This is a genomic window from Staphylococcus sp. FSL W8-0304, assembly GCF_038006565.1.
Taxonomy (GTDB): domain Bacteria; phylum Bacillota; class Bacilli; order Staphylococcales; family Staphylococcaceae; genus Staphylococcus; species Staphylococcus epidermidis.
Map to the genome: position 1 here is coordinate 2,193,589 of NZ_JBBOVL010000001.1, position 22,577 is coordinate 2,216,165.

Consider the following 22,577-nt stretch of genomic DNA (forward strand, 5'->3'; position numbering starts at 1 on the left):
AATAGATTATCTATCTATTGTAAATCATTAATAGTTTCTCTTTAATTTGATTCATTGAGTCCATTCTTAAATAATAACATTTAACTGTTTATCATAAGCTCATTATATTATACAATCAATTCAGTTAAAAATTGTTAGAAATTTCGTGTAAGATTTAATTTTAGAAAATGAATCACTTTCTTAACTCACTGTGTTATATTTATTTTCAACAAAATCTTCTATTCACTTTACACTAGGTTAATAAATTTAACAACTGATGTGTTGTATATTATAATCTATATAAATGTTTATAAGGAAGGTACAAAAATGAGCGTTTCGGTAAATATTGAAAATTTAACAAAAGAATACCGTATCTATAGAAATAATAAAGATAGAATTAAAGATGCATTAATACCTAAAAACAAAAATAAAACATTTTACGCTCTGGATAACGTAAGTTTAACAGCGCATGAGGGAGATGTGATAGGTTTAGTCGGCATCAACGGTTCAGGTAAGTCTACTTTAAGTAATATGATTGGTGGCTCTATTTCACCAAGTTCCGGTGAAATAACGAGACATGGTGATGTGAGTGTCATCGCTATTAATGCAGGACTAAATGGACAATTGACAGGTGTAGAAAATATTGAATTTAAAATGCTCTGCATGGGCTTTAAAAGGAAAGAAATTAAAAAATTAATGCCGGAAATTATAGAATTTAGTGAACTCGGCGAATTTATTTATCAACCTGTTAAAAAATATTCAAGTGGTATGCGTGCAAAACTTGGATTTTCAATTAATATTACTGTTAATCCTGACATATTAGTTATTGACGAAGCATTATCAGTAGGCGATCAAACATTTACTCAAAAATGTTTAGATAAAATTTATGAATTTAAAGCGGCTAAAAAAACAATATTTTTTGTTAGTCATAATATTAGACAAGTGCGTGAATTTTGTACAAAAATCGCTTGGATTGAGGGCGGTAAACTAAAAGAATTCGGCGAACTTGAAGAAGTATTACCTGATTATGAGGCGTTTCTTAAAACTTTTAAGAAAAAATCTAAAGCAGAACAAAAGGAATTTAGAAATAAATTAGATGAGTCACGTTTTGTCGTAAAATAAATTTGAAGAAAGTAAAACTTAAACATTAAGGGAGTGCAATAAAATTCATCCGAATTGATTGCCTCCCTTTTTTACTCTTATTTTGATTTCATTTTATATTTTTGTATTGCTACCTTTAACATAAATTTAGGAATACTTATCATTCTCCCAATGCGTTTCCAATCAATAAGCACACGATATACCCACTCAATATTTAACTTTCTAAATATTTGAGGTGCTCTTTTCTTTGAGCCACTGAATACTTCAAACGACCCACCTACGCCCATCATCACAGTGTGCTTAAACTTGTCCTTATGCTTTTGAATCCATTGTTCTTGCTTTGGAAATCCCATTCCTACAAAAATGTAATCGGGATTAAAACTTGTTATACGTTTTATGACTGTTTCATCTTCTAGATGAATATAGCCATGATGATGTGCAAAGTGGATATTAGGGTATTGAGATTGAAGTTTTTTCTCTGCTGACTCAACAATTTCATTTTTAGATCCAAGCAGATATACGCGCTGATGGCTGACATGTGCTATTTTCAGACATTCTTCAAGAAGTTCTATTCCTGGCACACGCCGTTTTAAGGGCTGTTTTAATCGCTTTGAAGCTTTTACTATTCCTGTACCATCTGGAACTACATAATCAGCTTGATTAATTAAATTTCTATATAGCTCATGTTCAGTTGCATAATCCACGATTTCAGGATTAGCAGTCACTATAAATAAATTATCATCTGTATTGCTAGATATGAATTGTTTAATATTTTCTACCATTTCCAGCATTGTAGTATTATCAAAACTTACACCTAATATGTTAATTTTATCTTTTATTCTTTGGTTTTGATACATATTCAATCCCCACTTTACAACACGTTTAAAATGCATAAATTATTTTAACACATGAAAATTCAAACAAAAAATATTTTCTAATCATTTACATCTAAAGTCTAAAGGATATCCACAGTCTTTTCATATATAATTAAATAAAGATGATTTTAACTTAAAGAAATACGAGGTTCACTCATGATTTATTTACAAAATTTTATTACTACAACTATCCAATTAAATATCTATCTTATTTTAGTTATTGGACTGCTTTACGTAATCATCCACTATTATAGAAATAAAGGTGTTAACGCTTTCTTAGATATTTATTTAAATTATATACCGGTACTTACACACGAATTTGGCCACGTCTTATTTAACAAACTCGCTGGTGGAAAGGCCAAAGATCTTGTCATTGTGACAAGCCCTAGAGAAAGAAAAGTCACTTCACAACAAGGCTATGCGATTACACAATCTAAAGGATACTTAGGTCAGTTTATTACAACTATAGGTGGGTATCTTATGCCACCATTGATGTTTTTAACTGGATTGGTATCTATTCACTATCAATATCCAAGTATATTTATTACTATATATTTATTTATTTTTATATATTATTTCTTTATTACTTCCCGTAAACTATCACCTTTGATTGTCATTATACTCATCTCAAGTTTACTCTATTTAGTATTTAAACAAGACCATCAATGGTTCATTTACGACATTGTCACATTAAGTTACCATTTTATTTTAGGCGTACTTTTAGGTGAAATATTACAATCCTCATGGACGATTTTTCGTCTTACCTTTCAACGACCTAAACCTTCTTGGGATGGCAGTGCTTTAACGAAAGTTACTCGAGTACCCACCTTTATCTTTAGTTTAGTGTGGATATTATTCAATCTCTATACTGTGTATTTATTAATCAAATACACAATACTATAAATACGATAAATAGATTTTATCATCATGTACATTGAATTAGTAAGCACATTCTAACAAAGAGACAGTGACTTAAAACGCTTATTACAAACACACTTTAAATCCTTTCACTAAATGCCAATATCTTAAAAATGCCTAGGAAATTAATCCTAGGCTCTTTTTATCGTTTATTTTTCTGCAAAAATATTCATCGCATTTTCATAGCTTAAAATTGTTACAATATCATTCCTCTTAAGAATAATAACCTTATTGGTATCATCTTTGGATACAATTTCAACTGTATTTCCAATATAAATATCCTTACTTGATAAGTAAACTAACAACTCTGTCTTATCACGAACTCGTCGTACAGTAACACGTTCTCCAGGTTCAAAATTAAGAATTGACGTAGTAAAAATTTCTTTATATTGATCACCTCTAGGAATGACGCCTCCATGAGGGCATGTTTTCGGAAAATTTAAAATCTTATCTAAACGCTCTACAAATAAATCTGATATCCGATGTTCAAGTATTTCAGCTTCTTGATGAACCTCTTCCCAATTATATTGTAAAATTTCTATTAAAAATAATTCTAGTAATCGATGTCGTTTTATGATGTCTAACGTTTGCTTTAACCCTTCTTCAGTTAAACGGGCACCTTTATAATGTTTTGTTTCAACATAGCCTTCCTTTTCTAAACGCCCTACCATTTCACTTACTGATGGTGGTTTGATATTTAAAAATTGCGATAGTTTTTTATTTGATACAAAGGACACGTCGCCATCATTAGTCAAAATTGCTTTCAAATAATCCTCTTTTTCTTCAGTTAACATCGTTTCACCTCACACATTCACTTTATTGTACCATGAATTAACTTGACATGTTAAAACTTTAGAGTATATTATAAAATAAATTAGGTTAACCTAAACTTTTTATTAGGAGGTTTTAATTATTGCTCGAAGTGAATCATTTGAATTTATTTTTGGGAAAAAAGCACATTCTTAAAGATATTACATTCTCATTACCTATAAATGGTGAAATCATTGGTATTGTAGGACCTAATGGTGCCGGTAAATCATCTCTTCTCAAAGCATTTATCGGAGAATTTAAAGCGACCGGTAAACATACATTATATGATCACCCTATACATACACAACTTAGATATATTACATATATCCCACAAAAAGCTCATATTGATTTAGATTTTCCTATAAAAGTGGATCAAGTGATACTATCAGGATGTTATGAAGACATTGGATGGTTTAAAAAAGCAAGTGTAGTTGAAAAAACGAAACTTAACCAATTACTTAATGATTTAGAACTCGACCATATACGCCATCGACAAATTGCAGAATTAAGTGGTGGACAATTGCAACGTGTTCTTGTTGCAAGAGCACTTATGAGTAATAGTGATATTTATTGTTTAGACGAACCTTTTGTTGGCATCGACATTTATAGCGAACAACTTATTATGAAGAAAATTAAACATTTAAGACATATGGGTAAATTGATTTTAATTGTTCATCATGACTTATCAAAAGCAGATCAATATTTTGACCGCATTTTATTATTAAATCAATCGTTGCAGTTTTTAGGGCCAACAAAAGAAGCATTATCATCTGAACGATTAAATGCAACTTTCATTAATTACAAAGATGATTCGCTTTTAACACTATCCTCACAAGGGAGTACGAATTAGATGTTAGATTTCATTAACCATTTGCTTAGTTATCAATTTTTAAATCGTGCATTAATCACATCTATTTTAGTTGGGATTGTATGTGGAACGATGGGTAGCATTATTGTTTTACGTGGTCTTTCTTTAATGGGTGATGCCATGAGTCATGCTGTTTTACCAGGTGTTGCTTTATCTTTCTTATTTAATATTCCAATGTTTATCGGGGCACTTGTAACGGGAATGCTTGCAAGTTTGTTTATTGGTTTTATTACTTCAAACAGTAAAACAAAACCAGATGCTGCAATAGGAATAAGTTTCACTGCATTCCTAGCATCTGGCGTCATAATTATTAGTTTAATCAATAGTACAACAGATTTATATCACATTTTATTTGGCAATTTATTAGCAATTACACATCAATCATTTTGGACAACAATTGTCATTACTGTACTGGTTATTTTACTTATTATTATCTTTTATAGACCTTTAATGATTTCAACATTTGATGCAACTTTTAGTCGTATGAGCGGGCTGAACACAACATTAATTCACTACTTTGTCATGTTATTACTCGCACTTGTAACTGTTGCGAGCATACAAACAGTTGGAATTATCCTTGTAGTTGCTTTACTAATCACTCCAGCTTCTACAGCTTTTTTAATCAGTAAACAACTTTATGCCATGATGGTAATTGCAAGCATAATCAGCGTGATAAGTTCGATTATCGGTCTATATTTTAGTTATATATATAATATTCCAAGTGGAGCAACTATTGTAATCTGTACCTTTATGATTTATATTGTAACGCTATCAATTACTAGAATTAAAAATAAACAAAAAAGGAGCGCTTTAACGTGAAAAAAATTCTCGCTTTAGCAATAGCATTTTTAATTATCCTTGCCGCATGTGGGAATCACAGTAACCATGAACATCACTCACATGAAGGAAAATTAAAAGTTGTAACTACAAACTCTATTCTCTATGACATGGTTAAACGTGTCGGTGGAAATAAGGTCGATGTTCATAGCATCGTTCCAGTAGGACAAGATCCACATGAATATGAGGTTAAACCTAAAGATATTAAAGCATTAACAGATGCTGACGTTGTATTTTATAATGGTTTAAACCTAGAAACTGGAAATGGTTGGTTTGAAAAAGCACTTGACCAAGCAGGAAAATCAACAAAAGATAAAAATGTGATAGCAGCATCAAATAATGTTAAACCAATATACTTAAATGGTGAGGAAGGTAACAAAAACAAACAAGATCCACATGCATGGTTAAGTTTAGAGAATGGAATTAAATACGTAAAAACAATACAAAAATCACTAGAACATCATGATAAAAAAGATAAGTCTACATATGAAAAACAAGGGAATGCATATATATCAAAATTAGAAGAACTTAATAAAGATAGTAAAAATAAATTTGATGACATACCCAAAAATCAACGTGCCATGATGACAAGTGAAGGTGCATTTAAATATTTTGCTCAACAATTCGATGTTAAACCAGGTTATATTTGGGAGATAAACACAGAAAAACAAGGTACACCTGGTCAAATGAAACAAGCCATTAAATTTGTTAAAGATAATCATTTAAAACATTTATTAGTCGAAACAAGCGTAGATAAAAAAGCTATGCAAAGTTTATCAGAAGAAACTAAGAAAGATATTTATGGTGAAGTATTTACCGACTCTATAGGTAAGGAAGGTACTAAAGGTGACTCATACTATAAAATGATGAAATCTAATATTGATACAATACATGGTAGTATGAAATAACATGGTAAAAATAGCCCTAAATGATATGTTAATAAGACCGGATTCGTTTTGAATTCGGTCGCTAATGGCAACGAAGACTTTAGTTGAAGCAACTTATTATAAGCCAACTTTCAACTCAGTCATCGTCTGCCATTATATTGAAAAATTTTGAGCAGAGGATTACTCCTTTATACTCATCATACTATATAACTAGTAGTCCCATATCGTGTGGTTTTATATTACCCTCCTATAATATAAACAACATCTTTTACACACGATATGGTGGTATTAGTTAGCTGTGCATTATCATAATAAACTGAAGCCCCACCCTCTCCGTAAATGGTGCTTTAAATAATGATGATGTACCAATACATTACTTCATATTTTTGAGCGATAAATGTGAATAATGTATATACAATGAATATCTAATTACTTGTGTCATTATATAGTAATTAGTATTTATAAGTTCTATTCAATTTTTGAATAGTTACTAAAGCCACAAATAATCACTCAGTTATCTCCGTGGTATCCATTATCCTCCCCATGGAGAGGTTAGTTGCACTAATCAGTTGATATTAGTGCAACTTTTTCATTTTAAATAAAATTTTAAACTACATGAATACGATCTATACAAATATGTTTAACCGAGCAATATATTCTAAACAACCATTTCCTTTAAAATGAGAAAAGCTTCCAAATCAACTTTAGTTTAAGAAGTCATTTGGAAGCTTTGCTTATATATTATTTTTTATTCATTATGTCATACTATCTACAATTACCATTTCATCATAATTAATGGATTCTCTTAATTTTAATGCAGTACCTTCTGTTATCTCATCATTTTCAATTAGTTCTCTTAGAATACGACGTTGTTCTCTTAAAGCATTTAATTTAATTTTGGTAAGTGTATCTTCATGTCTGGAATTAAAGAAATTGTTTGGTGTTAAGTTATCTATTCTCATCAGATATCCATCGCAAATCATACCTACTTCTAGTTTATTATCAGTAGTAGCTTCTTTGGCTAAACGACTTACGACGTTATAATGAACAAGCTTATTGATTTTACCCAATTCTAATAAGTTATCAGTAACACTAAGAGATGATGCCGAATTAATTTTTGTTTTTACACGACGTTTCAATAGCATTCCTCTTAAACCAACAATAATTCGTCTTAATAACGAAGCTTGTTTATACACTTCTGTTCGTTCAGCGTAACGCATATAGTTTTCAAGAACACTCTCAGTAATTTCGCCATCATCAACCAATTTCTCTAGCGTTTTTGTTTCTACGTTAAATGCAATCTTTTGAAGTCGTTCTAGTTCTTTGGAGTTTTCATCTTCCTTTTCAACCGTTTTTAAAAATGTGAGTTTATCGTGGTAATCTTTAATGACGTTTCCATAACGGTAACTCGTTTCAAACGTCGATTTTTGATTTAGGTAATCGATAACATGTTCTAAAATGTAGATTCTCGCCTCTTTAAATGACATATTACCTATCTTCACTTCAGGGCTATCAGGCGTTACTAAAGGCAGAATGACTTGTGCAATAATTAAACTTAATATTACCATTCCGGAAGCAATAAATAATAAATCATTTCGATAAGCAAATGTTTCATGATTTGCTAATAAATATGGCAAGGTTAAGGCGATTGCGAGTGAAATGGTTCCATGTACACCACATAGAGTCATGATTAGTGCATATAAGCTACGCTTAGGTTTACTCTCAGTAACTTTATCTTCATCATTTTTAGAAATCATTTTTTGGAATGGACTGACAGATAAATAGAAATAAGGATAAAGTACATATACCCACACAAATCTAAAGAGATACACCGCAAGAGCGACTAGCAATGTGATGACGATTAAGAATAATAAATTATGCGGTTCAGTTTTAATAATTTTCACTATTACCTCAGGTACTAAAAAACCTAAGATTGAAAACACAAAACCATTTAAAACGTAGCCTAAAATACTCCATGTGTGATTATAGCTCATCTGTAATTGTGTTCTCGTTTGAGCTATACGGTCACGTTCAAATCCATGCACGAGTCCCGCAACTACTGCTGCAATAATCCCTGATGCATGGAATAATTCAGCAATCAAATAAGTGACAAACGGCGTCAGCAATTGTATAAATGTAAACATGTTAATGTTCTCAATGCCACGTCTCATTAATGTTAAACGAAATCTCACTAAAGCCATGCCTATAATTAGACCAACAATAGCACCTCCAATAGAGGCAATCAAAAATTGTTGAATCGCATCAAAAATGGAAAAAGTTCCAGTAATCAATACACCTACGGCAATTTTAAATGAAATGATACCTGCAGCATCATTAAGTAAAGATTCACCTTCAAGAATGGTCATTGAACCTTTTGGTAAAACCTTACCTTTCGTGATTGCTTGTACCGCAACAGCGTCTGTAGGACAAAGTATAGCCGCAATTGCGAAAGCAGCACCTATAGGTAATTCAGGCCAAATCCAATGAATAAACAATCCTACGCCTATAACGGTAGTTATGACAAGACCTAGAGCCATCATCATAACAGGTTTGATATACTTCCTTAAATGTACTCTTGAAACATTAACACCCTCAACGAATAGTAGTGGTGCAATCAATGTAACCATAAATAATTCAGAATCAAAATTGAATTCAACTGGAATGGGAGTGAGGTATAAAATCATCCCAAGGAAAATTTGGATAAATGCAAGAGGTACTTTAGGTATGAAAGTATGTACAAAGGAGCTCACAATAACTAGTGCGACAAATATGAGTAGAGTTTCAAATATCTCCACACTTTCACCTCTTTATTAATTTTTAATTGCAAATTTAGTCATCAAAACAATAAAAAGTTGCAAGGTTATCTACTGCAACACTGAAGAAGTGAAATAATAACAATAGAGTCATTCCTGTAAGGACATAACTATTAACACTCAATCATGCCACAAATATACTATTCAAAACTCAATTATTTTCTTTATCAGTGAAATCAAACATGAACATTTAAATTAACTTATGAAGCTCGCTTCTTCGAACGAGAAAATGCTTATGTGTAATTTCATTGAAAAAATTAGTGACAACTGTCATTCACAATTATTCTTGTTTACAATTTTATCATTTATTAACCAGATTCTTAAATAAATAGCTTTTATATCATTAATATCTTCACCTCAGATATACAAAAAACTACTAGCATATAAAAGATATATCTTTTATATGCTAGTAGTTTAAAAGCTTAAACAATCAATCGTCCATTTTATTAATATATTCTTTTTCTTTATAGTATAATTTTTCTCGTCTTTCTTCTCGTAGTTTTGCACGTTTTTTTAATTCTTCTGGCGTATTAAACTCTTTTTGGCTTAATAAGATAGTAGATTGTCTAGATGCATCGTCTTTCCTGTACATATATGCACCATTACGGTAGGCCGCTCTACTTATCAAATGCATTCCAACCGGAGATGTAAGATTGATAAAAACTAGTGATAATAATAATCTGACACTGAAAAAACCTGAATTCACAATAAAATAGATCAGTACACCAACTACAGTTAGTAATACTGACAATGTAGAACTTTTCGTTGAGGCGTGACTTCTTAGAAAGACATCTTGAAATTTTACAATCCCTATTGCACTAATTAATGCAATAATACTTCCTAAGAAAATAAGTATCGAAGCAATAAGACTAACGATGTCTTTTATGATTTCCATTGAAGACACGTCCTTCCCCGATGAATCTTGAAATTGAGACCGAACTGACAAACGAAATAATTGCAATTAACATGATTGAATCTAAATAAGACACTGAGTTAAAAATAACGCTCATCACACCAACAATAGACATAACAACAGCACTCGAGGCATCAAATGATACAACTCTATCAGCAGTAGTGGGACCTTTAATTAATCTGACTAGACAAACAAGTAGTGCCATACCAAAAATCACTAATGCACTTATAATAAATATTTGAGTGAACATTTCAATCATCGTGTCACCTCCAAAATTAAATCCTCATACTGCTTAATACTTTTTAGAAGATTTTCTTTATCTTTTTCTGACACATCAATACTGTGAATAAAAAATTTATTAGTATTTTTAGAAATTCGAATAACTGTCGATCCTGGAGTAATAATAATTAAAATCGTTAAAAAAGTAATAGCCCAATTACTTTTTAATGAAGTTTCATATGTGAGTAAACCTGGATTAACTTCATTCGTCTTAAATAAGATGTAATTTATGGTACTTATACTAGAAGTAATAAGCTGGTATAGGTATACAGCTAAAAATTTAATAGCCACCCATATCTTTTTCAAATAAAATTCTTCACCAAAAAAGCGATGCAGAATATAAATCACAATTAAACCAATTAAAAATCCAGCAAAGAAGGTTGTAAATTTAAATTCATCTTCATCTTGAAAGAGTACCCAAAGGAACGCGATAACAATATTTAATACAACTTGCTTCACTTATGATTAACCTCCTTCAAATGTGTATTTACATTCTTTTGAAAGACATCTTCTTTCATATTAAGATTTGTTGCATCCTCTGTTACTTTCAGAACAACAGGGGCTGCAATACCCATCGCTAATACCACTACAACTAAAACACTAAGTAAACCTTTACGATAAATAGGTAGTGGTCTAAATTGTACTTGTTCTCCGTCAGCATCACCAAAATACATTATAAACATCACTCTAAAAAGACTATACATAGCAATTAAACTTGTCACAATCATAAGTGCTAAACCAATATAATTACCATTTGTAATAGCCCCTTGGAATATTAAGACTTTACCCGGAAAGCCACTAAAAGGAGGTACGCCACCTATAGCAAAAATTACCACGACAAATGCAACACCAAAGAATGGTTCTCTTTTTGCCAGTCCACTTAAATACTGATAATTTCGATAGCCTGACATATAAACAAGACTACCAATTACAAAAAACAATAATGTCTTAACGATAATATCATTCGCTAAATAGAAGATAGCACCATTTACACCTGATATAGTATGAGAACCTAAACCTAAAATAATGAATCCAATAGACAAAATAACTTGATAAGCCGCAATTTTCTTAATATCTTTGTAAGCGATGACACCAAATGCACCGATAATCATTGTGATACAAGCCATAAACACGAGCAATGTATGCGTGACGCTTGGATGATGGTCGAATAGTAAAGTAAAAAAACGAATAAGCGCATAAGCTCCAACTTTTGTCATCAATGCTGCAAATAACGCGGCAAGTTCCGTATTAAGCACTGCATATGCTTTAGGTAACCACATGAAAATCACTAGTGCTGCCTTTGAACTAAAAGCAACTAGAAATACTAAAGATATCATCGTTATTGTTTGGTTATTTTCCATATGATTCAATCGCATCGCTAAATGTGAGAAATTAAGTGTTCCGACTGTCTTATATAACATGCCAATTCCTAATAAAAGCAACCACGAACCTAAAATATTCAGAACAACATATACTATCGCTGCACGTAATTGTTCAACAGATTGTCCTAATGTAACAAGTACAAACGAAGCAAGAAGCATAATTTCAAACATCACGTATAGGTTAAATAAATCAGAAGTTAAAAACGAACCAATAACACCTACTGTTAATAAAAGAATAAATGTAGGAAGGTGAAATCGATTGACTCGCTTCTCCCCTCTACCAAAGCCGTATGCCATTATTAGCGTAACAACAAAAGATGATACTGACACCATAAGCAGACTCAGTGAATCACCTAGAAATTGAATGCCGAAAGGTGCTTTCCATCCCCCAAAATCAAGTGTTATCGGTTTATGATTAACGACATAAATAAGTAAAGCAATTGAAATCATTGTATTAACAATCATAGTTGTAATGGATAGGATTTTCGAAATACGATTTTTATTTTTAGTGAAGACTAAAATTAAAGCACATACAAAAGGCAACAACATAGGCAATATTATTAAATTACTCATCATCTTCATCACCTTTCAATGCACTTATTTCATCCTCTTTAGTTACTCTGTAAGTTCTATATATTAACACCAATAAAAACGCAGTCATACCAAATCCAATCACAATAGCTGTTAAAACGATAGCTTGTAATAAAGGATCAACAAAGTTTTGAGCATGACCTTGAATTAGCGGTTCAGACATATGAGGTCCATATTTCCCCATACTCATAATAATTAAATTACCGGCGTGTGTATAAATAGAAATACCAATAACAATACGAATTAAATTAATAGATAAAATCATATAAGTTCCAATAAACACTAAAAATCCTATCACAAGGAGTAATATTAAATTCATGATCTACCCCCACTTATAGATAGCATAACTGTAACAATCACACCTACTACTGTTAATAAGATGCCAAGCTCAAATAAAGTCACAGTAGTAACATGAACATGTCCTAGTAATGGAAATGTTACATTTGCTTCAGTTTGATATAAAAATGGCTTCCCAAAAAACATAGGCACTGATGCAGTTGCAACAGATATGAGTGAACCTATAATCATTAATTTTTTAAAATCAATAGGCAAGCTTTTCAACACTTCATTTACATCAAAGGCAAGAAACATTAAGATAAATGCCGAGCTAAAAATCAAGCCACCAATAAAGCCACCACCTGGATTATTATGGCCAGCAAAAAATACATAAAATCCAAATGTTAACAAAATAAACACTACAATTTTTGTAACTGATTTAAGTACTACATCATTCTCTTTCATCTTGCCCCCTCCTATCTTTGTAATTAAGTAACGTATAAATACCTAATCCAGCTATGATTAACACTAGTCCTTCAAACATAGTATCTAAAGCTCTGAAGTCACCTAGTATAGCATTGACAATATTTTTTCCACCTGTAAGTTCATATGCATCTTCATAAAATTTAGCAATTGAAGGCATACCATCTGCTTGTTGAGCAACAAAAATAAGTGATACCACCGTCAATGCCATAACAAGTGACACAATGATTTTGAAGGTCTCTTTTTTTAAATTTGCCTTAACTCGAGGGATGTTAGGTAGTCTCGAAAAACTAACAATAAATAAGATTGTCGTAATAGTTTCAACAACTAACTGTGTTAAAGCTAAATCTGGAGCTTTCATTGCAATAAAATATAATGTAACTGCGAATCCAATCATTCCATTCAATACCACCATCGTTAGTCGTTGACGAATAAAGATTAATGAAATGCCGATAATCAATGTTACAACTGATAAGATAACTTCCAACGGTCCGAAAGAACTAATATGAAGCTGATGTACATGAGGAAAACCCACAGTCAAATATCCATAAACTACAATAGCTACAAAAATAAATAATGTAATCATGATGTAATAATTCAATTTATTATTCATCAATGCACGTATACCACGGGCTGAGTATAATTCAAATTCTCTATAAATTTTCCGATAGCCATCTGTAATCGAAGCACTTTTGATTATTTGATGCGTAACCTCTTTCCAATTCACAACTAGAGCTAAAATAAGTCCAATAATAATAACAACTATACTTAAAATTAATGGAAGATTCACACCATGCCACTGAGAAATATGTGGCACAAATGCATCAACCTCCGCACCTATCCCAGATACAGATCTGGTTGCGGGCAAAATAACAAAGTTGCCAAAAACGTTTGGAACAAAGAAGATAACTGGAATGAGTAACATTAAAATCACAGCTGGTAAACTAAATAGCCATGGTTCATGTATTTGTTTACGTTTAAATTTTTCTATATTGTAATTTCCCCAGAATGTTTCTTTTATCATGTAAAGTGCATAAGTAAAAGTCAATATACTCGCGATGACACCTATTGAAATAATCACAAACGTTAATACGAAGCCATATTGATCAAGTTCGTTTGCTTTAGTTAACGAATCTAAAAACATTTCCTTACTTAAAAAGCCATTTAAAAAAGGAACACCTGCCATAGATAATGCAGCGAGCAACATGACAATATGCATTTTAGGGAAGACTTTACGCATACCATTTAGCAAACGAATATCACGTGTTCCGGACTCGTGATCAATGATACCAACGCCCATAAATAATGCACATTTAAAAACCGCATGATTCATTAAATGGAATAAGCCAGCAAATAAAACTAAAATATAAAACTTAGACAATTCATCTGATGTGTGCTGAGCATAACCGCCACCTAGACCTACCATTGTCATAATCATACCTAATTGACTTATTGTAGAATAAGCGAGTATACCTTTTAAGTCGTATTGTCGTAAAGCAGTTAAAGATCCAAATAACATAGTTATTAGACCAACAAATGTCACTGTATAAATATAAACATTACTAAGTCCCAATAAAGGTGTAAATCTAAATAGTAAAAAGATTCCAGCCTTTACCATTGTTGCCGAATGAAGATAAGCACTTACTGGTGTAGGTGCTGCCATGGCCTTTGGTAACCAAATATGAAACGGAAATTGTGCAGATTTGGTAAAAGCACCTAATAATAGCATCAAAATCATTGGTATAAATAAAGGATGTCGTGAAATTGCATTGCGTTGATTAAGGATATCAGTAATTGTGTTTGTTCCTGTAATGATATATAAAATGATAAATCCTGTTAATAACGCTAGCCCACCAAACACTGTAATCATGAAAGATTGAATGGCGCCTAATTGACTTTCACCATTATTGTACCAATAGGATATAAGCAAGAATGAGGAAATACTTGTGAGTTCCCAAAATACATACATTAAGATGGTATTATTAGCTATTACAATGCCAATCATACTGAACATAAATAATAGTAAATAGATGAAAAATCTAGGAAGATTGTCCGTACTGTGGGATAAATATTGCGTAGCATAAAAAAATACACCCACACCTATTAGCGAAATAATTAAGCCGAACATTAAACTTAAACCATCTAATCTTAAATCTAAATTAATATCAATTGAAGGCATCCATGGTAATCGAACAGCAATAAACTTATTTCGAATCACATCTGGTATTTTCATAATAAAATATGTAGATGTCACAATAGGAGCTATTAATGCAACATAGCCCGCAACCTTTCTTAGTTGACGATGACTCAGAGTGAATAAAACTATGAGCATGACTAATAAATTAGTCGCCATAAGATATACTAAACTCATTTAACCCCTCCTTTTCTTTTTACATTTATATTAAGTGTAATCATTTATTAAGTGTAATCATTGTATGGCGATTTGAAACATATCGTATTTCAATAAATCTCAATATTTCTTAAGTTATCTGATATCCAAAATATTGTTGAATGATAGAAATTAATATTCCCGATTGAAAGAGAAGATAATCAAATGTTTTTCTTAAATTAGTTAAACTAACAGGTTTTAATCCTTATTATGGTGCAACACGATTTATGATTTGATATTGCTAGTTGATTTGAATGAGTTTATTGAGCATACATAGATTCAAGCACTGTCGCTTTTTTTCTGAATTGGCATATCACAAAAAGGTAACTATTCTTATTTATATCCAAAAGGGAATAGAACTTTATTTTATATAAGATAGAATCCATGAGGCTATAATTTTTCAATCATCGATAAACTTAAACTAATTCATTCTCATATTGGGAGATCTTAATATTTTAATTCATATATAAATAGTAATTTTAGACACTGATCAATCTTTTAAGTTGGTTATTTTAAATATCAGGTTCCAATTTTTTCTTTTACAACTTAACAATTCTACTTACCTCATATACCTTCTAAAACAGGTTTCATAATTAATGATAAATGACGTTTGTATCACATCAAAGGCATTTGCCTATATTTTTCAAAAAATGTGTCCTTTTTTTTCAATCTATTTCGATATATATAGTGAAAGGAGGTTTTATTATGAATGAAGTCAATCAAGTGACGATTATCTTTACTCAAATCAAACATAATTCTGAAGGTAAAGTAGTCGAACATAAGCGTCGTTTTTCTAACATTAATCCGCTTGTTTCTAATGATCAAATCAAATCTTTTCGTTCCATCATTGAACGTATCAGTGGCGAAGAGTATGACAAAGTCGAGATCGTTAAAACAGAATCTTTAATTTAAGGAGGATACATCAGTATGTCAAAAACTTTGGAACTCGTATTTAAATCAAATCTTAATAAACCCGTCAAATTACTATTACCCGATTTTAACGCTATTACTACAGAACAATTAATTAAAGAAAGTATGAACCAACTTTTAGAATTAGACATTTTAAGATTTAGTTTGGGAAAGCCTGTCAAAATTTATGCTGCACAACTTATTGATAAAAGTACAACTGTTATATTTGAAGATAAAAATTAATTCATAAAACATTATTTTTGACGCTTTATTTAAAGTACTAAAATCATAAAAAAGACTTATCGAAGAACAAATTTTTTAAAATTGTTCAAGTCTAAAAAAGAACTTAATTTACATTGTTCTTTTATTAATATGAAGTGAGATATCAAATTCAAAATGATGTCTCGCTTTTTTTAATTCTAAAACTTGTTTAATGTGCATTTTATTATAATGATTCATCAAAATAGTATCGGCTGTATGACACCTCAGAACATTCACAACTTATTTCTATACTTTGCTTATGGCTCAATCATTTTAGAAACATGATTATGAATGGTATGATAATCATATTAAATTGAGAAAGTTGGTTTTTATCATTGTTTTTTCTATATCTTTTAGGAATTTTTGTTGGCATGTTACTTCCTATTCAAACTTCAATCAACTCAAGGCTAAGCCAATTTACCCGTTCATCTTTTTATGCTTCAACCATATCTTTTGCTGTCGGAACAATATGCTTACTTGTGCTTAATATCATTATTCATCCACAAGTATTAACACCAGAATTCTTTTCTAAGCAAACACTTAACTATACTTGGGTCCTAGGAGGACTATTAGGTGTTATCTATTTAACTGGAAACTTATTATTATTACCAAGATTAGGCGCAGCACTTACTGTTGTTATTACGGTTACAGGGCAAATTATTATGGGTGTAATCATTGATACATTTGGATTATTGGGCGCCCATCAACAATCTTTTACATTATTTAAAGGTGTTGGAATTATATTTTTAATTACTGGAATTATATTTATGAATTATGTTCGTAGACATCCTGTTAATAGACATAAGAATACACCAATAGTATTCTGGTTGCTTATTGGATTCGTATTTGGTTTCGCTCCGCCAATCCAAACAACAATCAACAGCACACTGGCTCAACACACACACTCATCCATATTTGCTTCACTCATATCATTTAGCGTTGGTACAATAGCGTTATTTATATTAACATTAGTATTTAATCGTAGTCTGAAAATATCATCTACTCATAAAACACTAGGTAAGATTAAATCTATTTATTTTATTGGAGGGATACTAGGAATGGCATTCGTAACATCTAATATTATTTTAATGCCTTTCTTAGGAGCAGCTTTAACTACTATAATTGCTATGATGGGCCAAATGATTATGGGTATTATTATCGATCATTTCGGTTTGTTGGGTTCACCTAAAAACAAAATAACATCACGTAAGTTAGGTGGATTATTATGTATAGCTATAGGTATTATTTTATTACGATTATTTTAAATTCCTTATTCTGAATAAAAATTATCCGCTTATATTAATGTAGATTCCTCATACAAATAAATGTCTATTTCGAACTGCCAACAAAGATTTTGTCTTTGTTGGCAGTTTTTATGAGTGATTCTTCTTATAGTAACATTTATGTAGAATCATATATTTTAAAATTAAAGATAGCCTTCTATTTTTCAATTTATTAAATTGATTTACTTTATTTTTTGAAATAAAACAATATACAAACCAAAAGTAATGCTTATTTTAAAATTAATATATTTTCATTTAAAATAATAGTGTATAATAACCTCACAATAATATTATGAGGTGAACATCCATGACCAAGCAACGCATCGTTATTTCTTCATTACTATTCATTTTCATTCTCACAACTTGTAGTTTTAGTTACATTACTTTCTCTAAATTAACTTCTAAAACAGAAGATATTAAAAATATAAAAACTATAAAAGCAAAGCCCAAATTACTCCTTTCAACAACTGGTATACAAGCCCCTCTTAACAGCTATATTTTCTACTACACTCCCACTTTAGGACAACTCCAAAAACTTTTAGTAAAAAATCATAGCAAAGTATCTAAAAACACTCCAGTGTTAGAATATTACAATTATGAAAAAGATCATTTATATGAGGAACTCCAAAATACACTTAGTAATGAACGTAACAACAAAACTTTAAATTCTAAAAATGATTTACATTATTATTCATTCCTTAATCAGCTAAAATTACAAATGATTCAAACTAAATCCTCAATTAAATCCACTTTATTTTCACCAATTAATGGAAGTATTTCATATATTAATTCTATCCCTTCAAAACCAAACGAAAAGATAGTGCAAATTAATAGCAACGAACGTATTATTCGTGCTAATATATCAGAATCTGAGTTGAATTTATTAAAAATAAATCAAAATATTTCTGTAACATCTAGTGACAACACTCAATTTACTAGTAAAATTAAAGAAATTTCGAATATACCATCAAAAATAAAAAATGGCGTCTCATATTACGACATTTTACTTTCTACACAACCCAATCATCAAATTGGAACACACTTTAAAATCAAATTAGCCTCAAATGACATAGAGTTACCTACGTCAGCTATTGTTCAAAAACGCTATGTTTTAATTCTAAAAAACGGGAAAATTACAAAAAGAGAAGTAACATACAAAAAGAGTTTAAAAAGTGGGTATATTAATATAACTAAAGGCTTATTGATAGATGAAAAAGTTGTTAAAAATCCTACTTCTAAATTAATAAACATTTATATATAAAAAATGTTAGTAAAATTCTTTCCAAAAAGTATTCTTTTTAGTATAATTTTTATTAAATTAAGGAAAATTAGAAACAATCTTATTTTTTTTGAATATAGCAAATGCTACATTGCTAATTCAAGTATAAACTTTAAAAGATAATTTGTTTTATAAACACTTATTTGTTTACTTCTTAATTTTATTTAGTTATAATTAACTAAATAATATAGCATTAAATATATTCTTTAAATTTAAATTAATACTATATTATGACGGACACTTTCGTATTTTCATAAGAAAAATAGATATAAATTAATAAATTAGGGTATAGTATCCAAGTAATCTTAATTCAATAATATAATTAACTATCTTTAAATTTAAAAAGATGGGTTTTAAGATTTATGGATATGATATAAATAGGGAGGTTTCATTAATGGCTATTTCAAAAATCAATGACTGCTTTGAATTATTAGCTATGGTCACTTATGCTGACAGATTAAAAGGAATAATTAAAAAAGAATTCTCAATCAGCTTTGAAGAATTTGCAGTATTAACTTATATTAGTGAGAATAAAGAAGAGGAATATTATCTTAAAGATATTATCAATCACTTAAATTATAAACAACCTCAAGTTGTTAAAGCTGTTAAAAATTTATCTCAAGAAAATTACTTTAATAAAAAACGTAATGAACACGATGAAAGAACTGTTTTAATCTTAGTAGATTCTAAGCAGCGTAAAAAAATCGATGATTTACTTAAACGAGTAAACAACCGTATCACAGAAGCAAATAATGAAAATGAAGTATAATGGCTAGGGAGTAAAACAGATATTTCTTTCACTTATGAAAGATAAGACTGTTTTACTCTTTTATTAAGTTAATACGATAGTGATCTGAGTCCAAACTTTACTGCTACTACAAAACCCTCAAATGATTTTCCGACAATAATCATTTAAGGGTTTTTATTTATGTTCTTATTTTTTAACTAACAAAATCTAAATAGAGTTTCAGGAATTTTTCTGGTTCCTCGATATGTGGTGCATGTCCTGAATTATCAAATACAATTTTTGTAACTTGATCATAATATTGATCCATATCATAATGACTTTTATTTTGTATGAGTGGGTCGTACTTACCATTCACAATTAAAGTAGGTATAGACACATTATGATGAACACGAGTTAAATCTTTAATATTAAGCAATGCACGTACTGCAATTGCACTTTCTTCCGGAGTTGGTCTATTGTATAATTTTTGGCTTTGATACCATTTCATTGCTTTATCTTTCTCTTTAAATAATTTAGAAAATAAAATAATCATTGCCTCAGATTTATTAAACCCTGCTAATTCTTCTTGGTAATCAACCATTAATTTGTTGAAACCATTTGCAATGTCCTCACTTTTAGCCGAAACAATTGTCAATGTAATCACTTTATATTGATATTTTTCAGTAAATTCACTTGCAATGATGCCCCCCATATCATGTCCTAAAATATGTGCAGAATCGATGTTTAATGCTCTCATTAAATCATTTAAATCTTCAACATGATCTTTTAATTCATATGATTCTGTTCGTGAAGATTTCCCATGACCTCTGACATCATAAGTAATTACTCTATACTGCTTCTTGAGTTCATTTTTTAAATCCTTAAATCCTGCCAAATTTCCATCTAATCCATGAATTAAAATGATGGGGATGCCTTCGCCTTCATCAATATAGTTAAGTTCAATCTGATTACAAATTTGAATTTTATTCATCTTGGCACCTCCCTTTAGTCATTTATATACCCATATTAAAATAGTGTTACGCTTTCAGGTTATTTTCAGTTTAATTAAATTATTTTTAGATTAAAATGGTGATTCATTTTCTAAAACAAGCTTTATGGTAAACAAATGATATATTTTAATAAATTAAAAAACTCAGAAAGATATGTCTAGCATATTTTCTGAGTTAAAATCTTTGTATTATGATGATTTAGTACGTGCAGATAAACGTATCGTATAAAAAATGATTAGCACAACAAGTATAATCCATATTGCTAAAGAGAAAAACTGTGCAATTTCCGGATTAGTTACCATTGCATCTATTGTTTTTTGACAAAATAGTAAGCCAACTCCAACAAATTCTATACGTTTAAAGAATATACCAACAAGACTTAGAATGATTCCAGCGAAAAATACAAACTGATGACCGTAGATAGAAATAGGAATAATAGCCCAATTAAAGTGAAATCCTTGCATAATTACTAGAATTAAAGCAATAATACCAATGATTATTCCAGTTCTCATTTCATACTTATTACTGTATAAATAGTTTTTTTTGGCAATACGCACATATAATATGAGTGTTATTGGAAATATGACTAAGCAATAAAATAAGCTTATACCGGTAATTGCTTGAAAAGGTACATATTGTTTATCGTACAAATATGAAATAAGAATAAAGTTAATGATAAAGAAAATCATTGGATTGAGTTGTAATGCAAACAAATTACGCTGAATTGTTAATATTAATTGCGCAGGTGATTTACCTCTATATTCAATGTAATCTTGATCTTTTTCTTCAGACTTTTTAATATCTTGTCGATATTTTTCTTTTATATCATCAATTAAGTGTGGTGACATTCCTTTGTGACTAAAATAATCATTAATATTTTCGAGTAATACTTTATCATTCGTACGCATGATTTACTCCTTTTCATTTAAATCTTGATGTAAATTGTAGATTTCATAAGTTAATTATTTTCAAATTAAAATTTTATCATACATCTTACAATTTTACTTGAACATAATGATTAATCATATCATCATTAGCAACTAAAATAAAAAGAAGAGCTAAAGTGAAATCCATTTTACAAATTATGATTTCATCTTTAAACTCTTCAAATTTCAAACTATTTTATCTTATAAAACGTATATCCAATTCTTCTTATTTATTTAAGTCTATACGATATAACTTCACATTTTTATCTTTTGGTGAATTTGAACTGAATTGATAACTTGCTTGGCCTTTTTGAATATAGCCAAAGTTACCTGTAACATTATTATAATGTACACGACTTATAGCTTTATGACCAAGTTGTTGTTTTACGGCTTTGTATGAAGGGCCGTTTGCATTATTATACGTCATTGATACGCGTGTAACATTTCCTCTTTCTTTTTTACCGTTAGCTGTTACTAACAAAACACCTTTATCAGTTCTAAATTCGTAATACTTTTCATTACTATTTGGGTTATAAGAATAGATAGGATGACTATACTTTTTTAATACACTCTTCATTGATTCGCCTATCTTAACGTTTTCTAATGATTTATCACCTTTGTTTAATTGTTGTACTGTTTTCATTGAATTACCAGTTGCCGCTTCAACGTTGTTTCCAACGCTTACTCCTGTTAAAACTAATCCTAAAACAAGTAATGATGTTATTAGTTTTTTCATAAGCACTCACTCCTTTGATTCTTTATGTCTTCTGTGCTCATGTTA

23 protein-coding genes are annotated in these 22,577 nt (G+C 30.2%); 10 read left to right on the forward strand and 13 right to left on the reverse strand.

The window, feature by feature from the left end:
• Positions 1-306: 306 nt before the first annotated feature.
• Positions 307-1,101 carry a teichoic acids export ABC transporter ATP-binding subunit TagH gene (gene tagH, locus NST35_RS10425; protein ID WP_001832071.1) on the forward strand — a complete coding sequence of 265 codons (795 nt, stop codon included), beginning with the start codon at positions 307-309 and terminating at the stop codon, positions 1,099-1,101.
• A 77-nt stretch (positions 1,102-1,178) separates the two neighbouring features.
• Here tagH and tarA read toward each other — a convergent pair whose 3' ends face one another.
• Positions 1,179-1,937: an N-acetylglucosaminyldiphosphoundecaprenol N-acetyl-beta-D-mannosaminyltransferase TarA gene (gene tarA / locus NST35_RS10430; protein ID WP_002495310.1), complete on the reverse strand. Its 759-nt coding sequence runs from the start codon at positions 1,935-1,937 to the stop codon at positions 1,179-1,181.
• A 174-nt stretch (positions 1,938-2,111) separates the two neighbouring features.
• Here tarA and NST35_RS10435 point away from each other — a divergent pair, with 174 nt between their 5' ends.
• Positions 2,112-2,858: a M50 family metallopeptidase gene (locus NST35_RS10435; RefSeq protein WP_002438814.1), complete on the forward strand. Its 747-nt coding sequence runs from the start codon at positions 2,112-2,114 to the stop codon at positions 2,856-2,858.
• A gap of 164 nt (positions 2,859-3,022) precedes the next feature.
• Here NST35_RS10435 and NST35_RS10440 read toward each other — a convergent pair whose 3' ends face one another.
• On the reverse strand, positions 3,023-3,667 hold the full coding sequence (locus tag NST35_RS10440; RefSeq protein WP_001832139.1) for a metal-dependent transcriptional regulator: 645 nt from the start codon (positions 3,665-3,667) through the stop codon (positions 3,023-3,025).
• Positions 3,668-3,786: 119 nt separating this feature from the next.
• Here NST35_RS10440 and NST35_RS10445 point away from each other — a divergent pair, with 119 nt between their 5' ends.
• The 3 genes from NST35_RS10445 to mntC are packed head-to-tail and all read left to right on the forward strand — an operon-like array spanning position 3,787 to position 6,296.
• A complete protein-coding gene (locus tag NST35_RS10445; RefSeq protein ID WP_001832084.1) occupies positions 3,787-4,533 on the forward strand; it encodes a metal ABC transporter ATP-binding protein in 747 nt (248 codons plus the stop codon).
• Positions 4,534-5,370, forward strand: a complete 837-nt coding sequence (locus NST35_RS10450) for a metal ABC transporter permease (protein ID WP_001832042.1) — start codon at positions 4,534-4,536, stop codon at positions 5,368-5,370. It begins immediately after the preceding gene.
• Positions 5,367-6,296, forward strand: a complete 930-nt coding sequence (mntC, locus tag NST35_RS10455; protein WP_001832103.1) for a manganese ABC transporter substrate-binding lipoprotein MntC — start codon at positions 5,367-5,369, stop codon at positions 6,294-6,296. The genes NST35_RS10450 and mntC overlap by 4 nt, the downstream gene beginning before the upstream one ends.
• A 734-nt stretch (positions 6,297-7,030) precedes the next feature.
• On the opposite strand, the gene NST35_RS10460 is transcribed toward mntC, so the two are convergent.
• The 8 genes from NST35_RS10460 to NST35_RS10495 form a co-directional block, all read right to left on the reverse strand.
• The gene (locus NST35_RS10460; RefSeq protein WP_001832160.1) at positions 7,031-9,070 is read right to left on the reverse strand and encodes a cation:proton antiporter; all 2,040 of its coding nucleotides are present in this window, start codon (positions 9,068-9,070) and stop codon (positions 7,031-7,033) included.
• A gap of 448 nt (positions 9,071-9,518) precedes the next feature.
• Positions 9,519-9,983, reverse strand: coding sequence for a Na+/H+ antiporter Mnh2 subunit G (gene mnhG2 / locus NST35_RS10465; RefSeq protein WP_001832099.1), 465 nt, complete (start codon positions 9,981-9,983; stop codon positions 9,519-9,521).
• Positions 9,958-10,260: a Na+/H+ antiporter Mnh2 subunit F gene (mnhF2, locus tag NST35_RS10470; protein WP_001832031.1), complete on the reverse strand. Its 303-nt coding sequence runs from the start codon at positions 10,258-10,260 to the stop codon at positions 9,958-9,960. Before mnhF2 ends, mnhG2 begins: the two co-directional genes overlap by 26 nt.
• Positions 10,257-10,739 carry a Na+/H+ antiporter Mnh2 subunit E gene (gene mnhE2 / locus NST35_RS10475; RefSeq protein WP_001832121.1) on the reverse strand — a complete coding sequence of 161 codons (483 nt, stop codon included), beginning with the start codon at positions 10,737-10,739 and terminating at the stop codon, positions 10,257-10,259. The genes mnhF2 and mnhE2 overlap by 4 nt, the downstream gene beginning before the upstream one ends.
• Positions 10,736-12,238, reverse strand: coding sequence for a Na+/H+ antiporter Mnh2 subunit D (mnhD2, locus tag NST35_RS10480; protein WP_011082609.1), 1,503 nt, complete (start codon positions 12,236-12,238; stop codon positions 10,736-10,738). Before mnhD2 ends, mnhE2 begins: the two co-directional genes overlap by 4 nt.
• Positions 12,228-12,572: a Na+/H+ antiporter Mnh2 subunit C gene (mnhC2, locus tag NST35_RS10485; protein WP_001832057.1), complete on the reverse strand. Its 345-nt coding sequence runs from the start codon at positions 12,570-12,572 to the stop codon at positions 12,228-12,230. The genes mnhD2 and mnhC2 overlap by 11 nt, the downstream gene beginning before the upstream one ends.
• The gene (gene mnhB2 / locus NST35_RS10490) at positions 12,569-12,994 is read right to left on the reverse strand and encodes a Na+/H+ antiporter Mnh2 subunit B (protein WP_001832105.1); all 426 of its coding nucleotides are present in this window, start codon (positions 12,992-12,994) and stop codon (positions 12,569-12,571) included. The genes mnhC2 and mnhB2 overlap by 4 nt, the downstream gene beginning before the upstream one ends.
• The gene (locus tag NST35_RS10495; protein WP_002438805.1) at positions 12,981-15,383 is read right to left on the reverse strand and encodes a DUF4040 family protein; all 2,403 of its coding nucleotides are present in this window, start codon (positions 15,381-15,383) and stop codon (positions 12,981-12,983) included. Before NST35_RS10495 ends, mnhB2 begins: the two co-directional genes overlap by 14 nt.
• Before the next feature lie 723 nt (positions 15,384-16,106).
• Between NST35_RS10495 and sroA the strand changes: the two genes are divergently transcribed.
• The 5 genes from sroA to sarA all read left to right on the forward strand — a co-directional run bounded on the left by sroA (position 16,107) and on the right by sarA (position 19,902).
• The gene (gene sroA, locus NST35_RS10500) at positions 16,107-16,313 is read left to right on the forward strand and encodes a sigS mRNA-stabilizing protein SroA (protein WP_001832147.1); all 207 of its coding nucleotides are present in this window, start codon (positions 16,107-16,109) and stop codon (positions 16,311-16,313) included.
• A 15-nt stretch (positions 16,314-16,328) separates the two neighbouring features.
• Positions 16,329-16,553, forward strand: a complete 225-nt coding sequence (locus NST35_RS10505; protein ID WP_002438795.1) for a DUF2922 domain-containing protein — start codon at positions 16,329-16,331, stop codon at positions 16,551-16,553.
• Positions 16,554-16,906: 353 nt separating this feature from the next.
• Positions 16,907-17,836 (forward strand): DMT family transporter, encoded by a 930-nt coding sequence (locus NST35_RS10510; RefSeq protein ID WP_001832125.1) that lies wholly within the window; start codon positions 16,907-16,909, stop codon positions 17,834-17,836.
• A gap of 325 nt (positions 17,837-18,161) precedes the next feature.
• Positions 18,162-19,115 (forward strand): hypothetical protein, encoded by a 954-nt coding sequence (locus NST35_RS10515; protein ID WP_002438787.1) that lies wholly within the window; start codon positions 18,162-18,164, stop codon positions 19,113-19,115.
• 412 nt (positions 19,116-19,527) lie between these two features.
• The gene (gene sarA, locus NST35_RS10520; RefSeq protein ID WP_001832055.1) at positions 19,528-19,902 is read left to right on the forward strand and encodes a global transcriptional regulator SarA; all 375 of its coding nucleotides are present in this window, start codon (positions 19,528-19,530) and stop codon (positions 19,900-19,902) included.
• 172 nt (positions 19,903-20,074) lie between these two features.
• Here the strand turns inward: sarA and NST35_RS10525 are convergent, their stop codons facing one another.
• From NST35_RS10525 to NST35_RS10535, 3 genes are all read right to left on the reverse strand, one after another.
• Positions 20,075-20,851, reverse strand: a complete 777-nt coding sequence (locus tag NST35_RS10525) for an alpha/beta fold hydrolase (protein WP_002445817.1) — start codon at positions 20,849-20,851, stop codon at positions 20,075-20,077.
• Between the two features lie 207 nt (positions 20,852-21,058).
• Complete coding sequence (locus NST35_RS10530) at positions 21,059-21,778, reverse strand: hypothetical protein (protein ID WP_002445816.1); 720 nt, start codon at positions 21,776-21,778, stop codon at positions 21,059-21,061.
• 244 nt (positions 21,779-22,022) lie between these two features.
• Complete coding sequence (locus NST35_RS10535) at positions 22,023-22,532, reverse strand: SA0570 family protein (RefSeq protein ID WP_002445814.1); 510 nt, start codon at positions 22,530-22,532, stop codon at positions 22,023-22,025.
• Positions 22,533-22,577 lie beyond the last annotated feature (45 nt).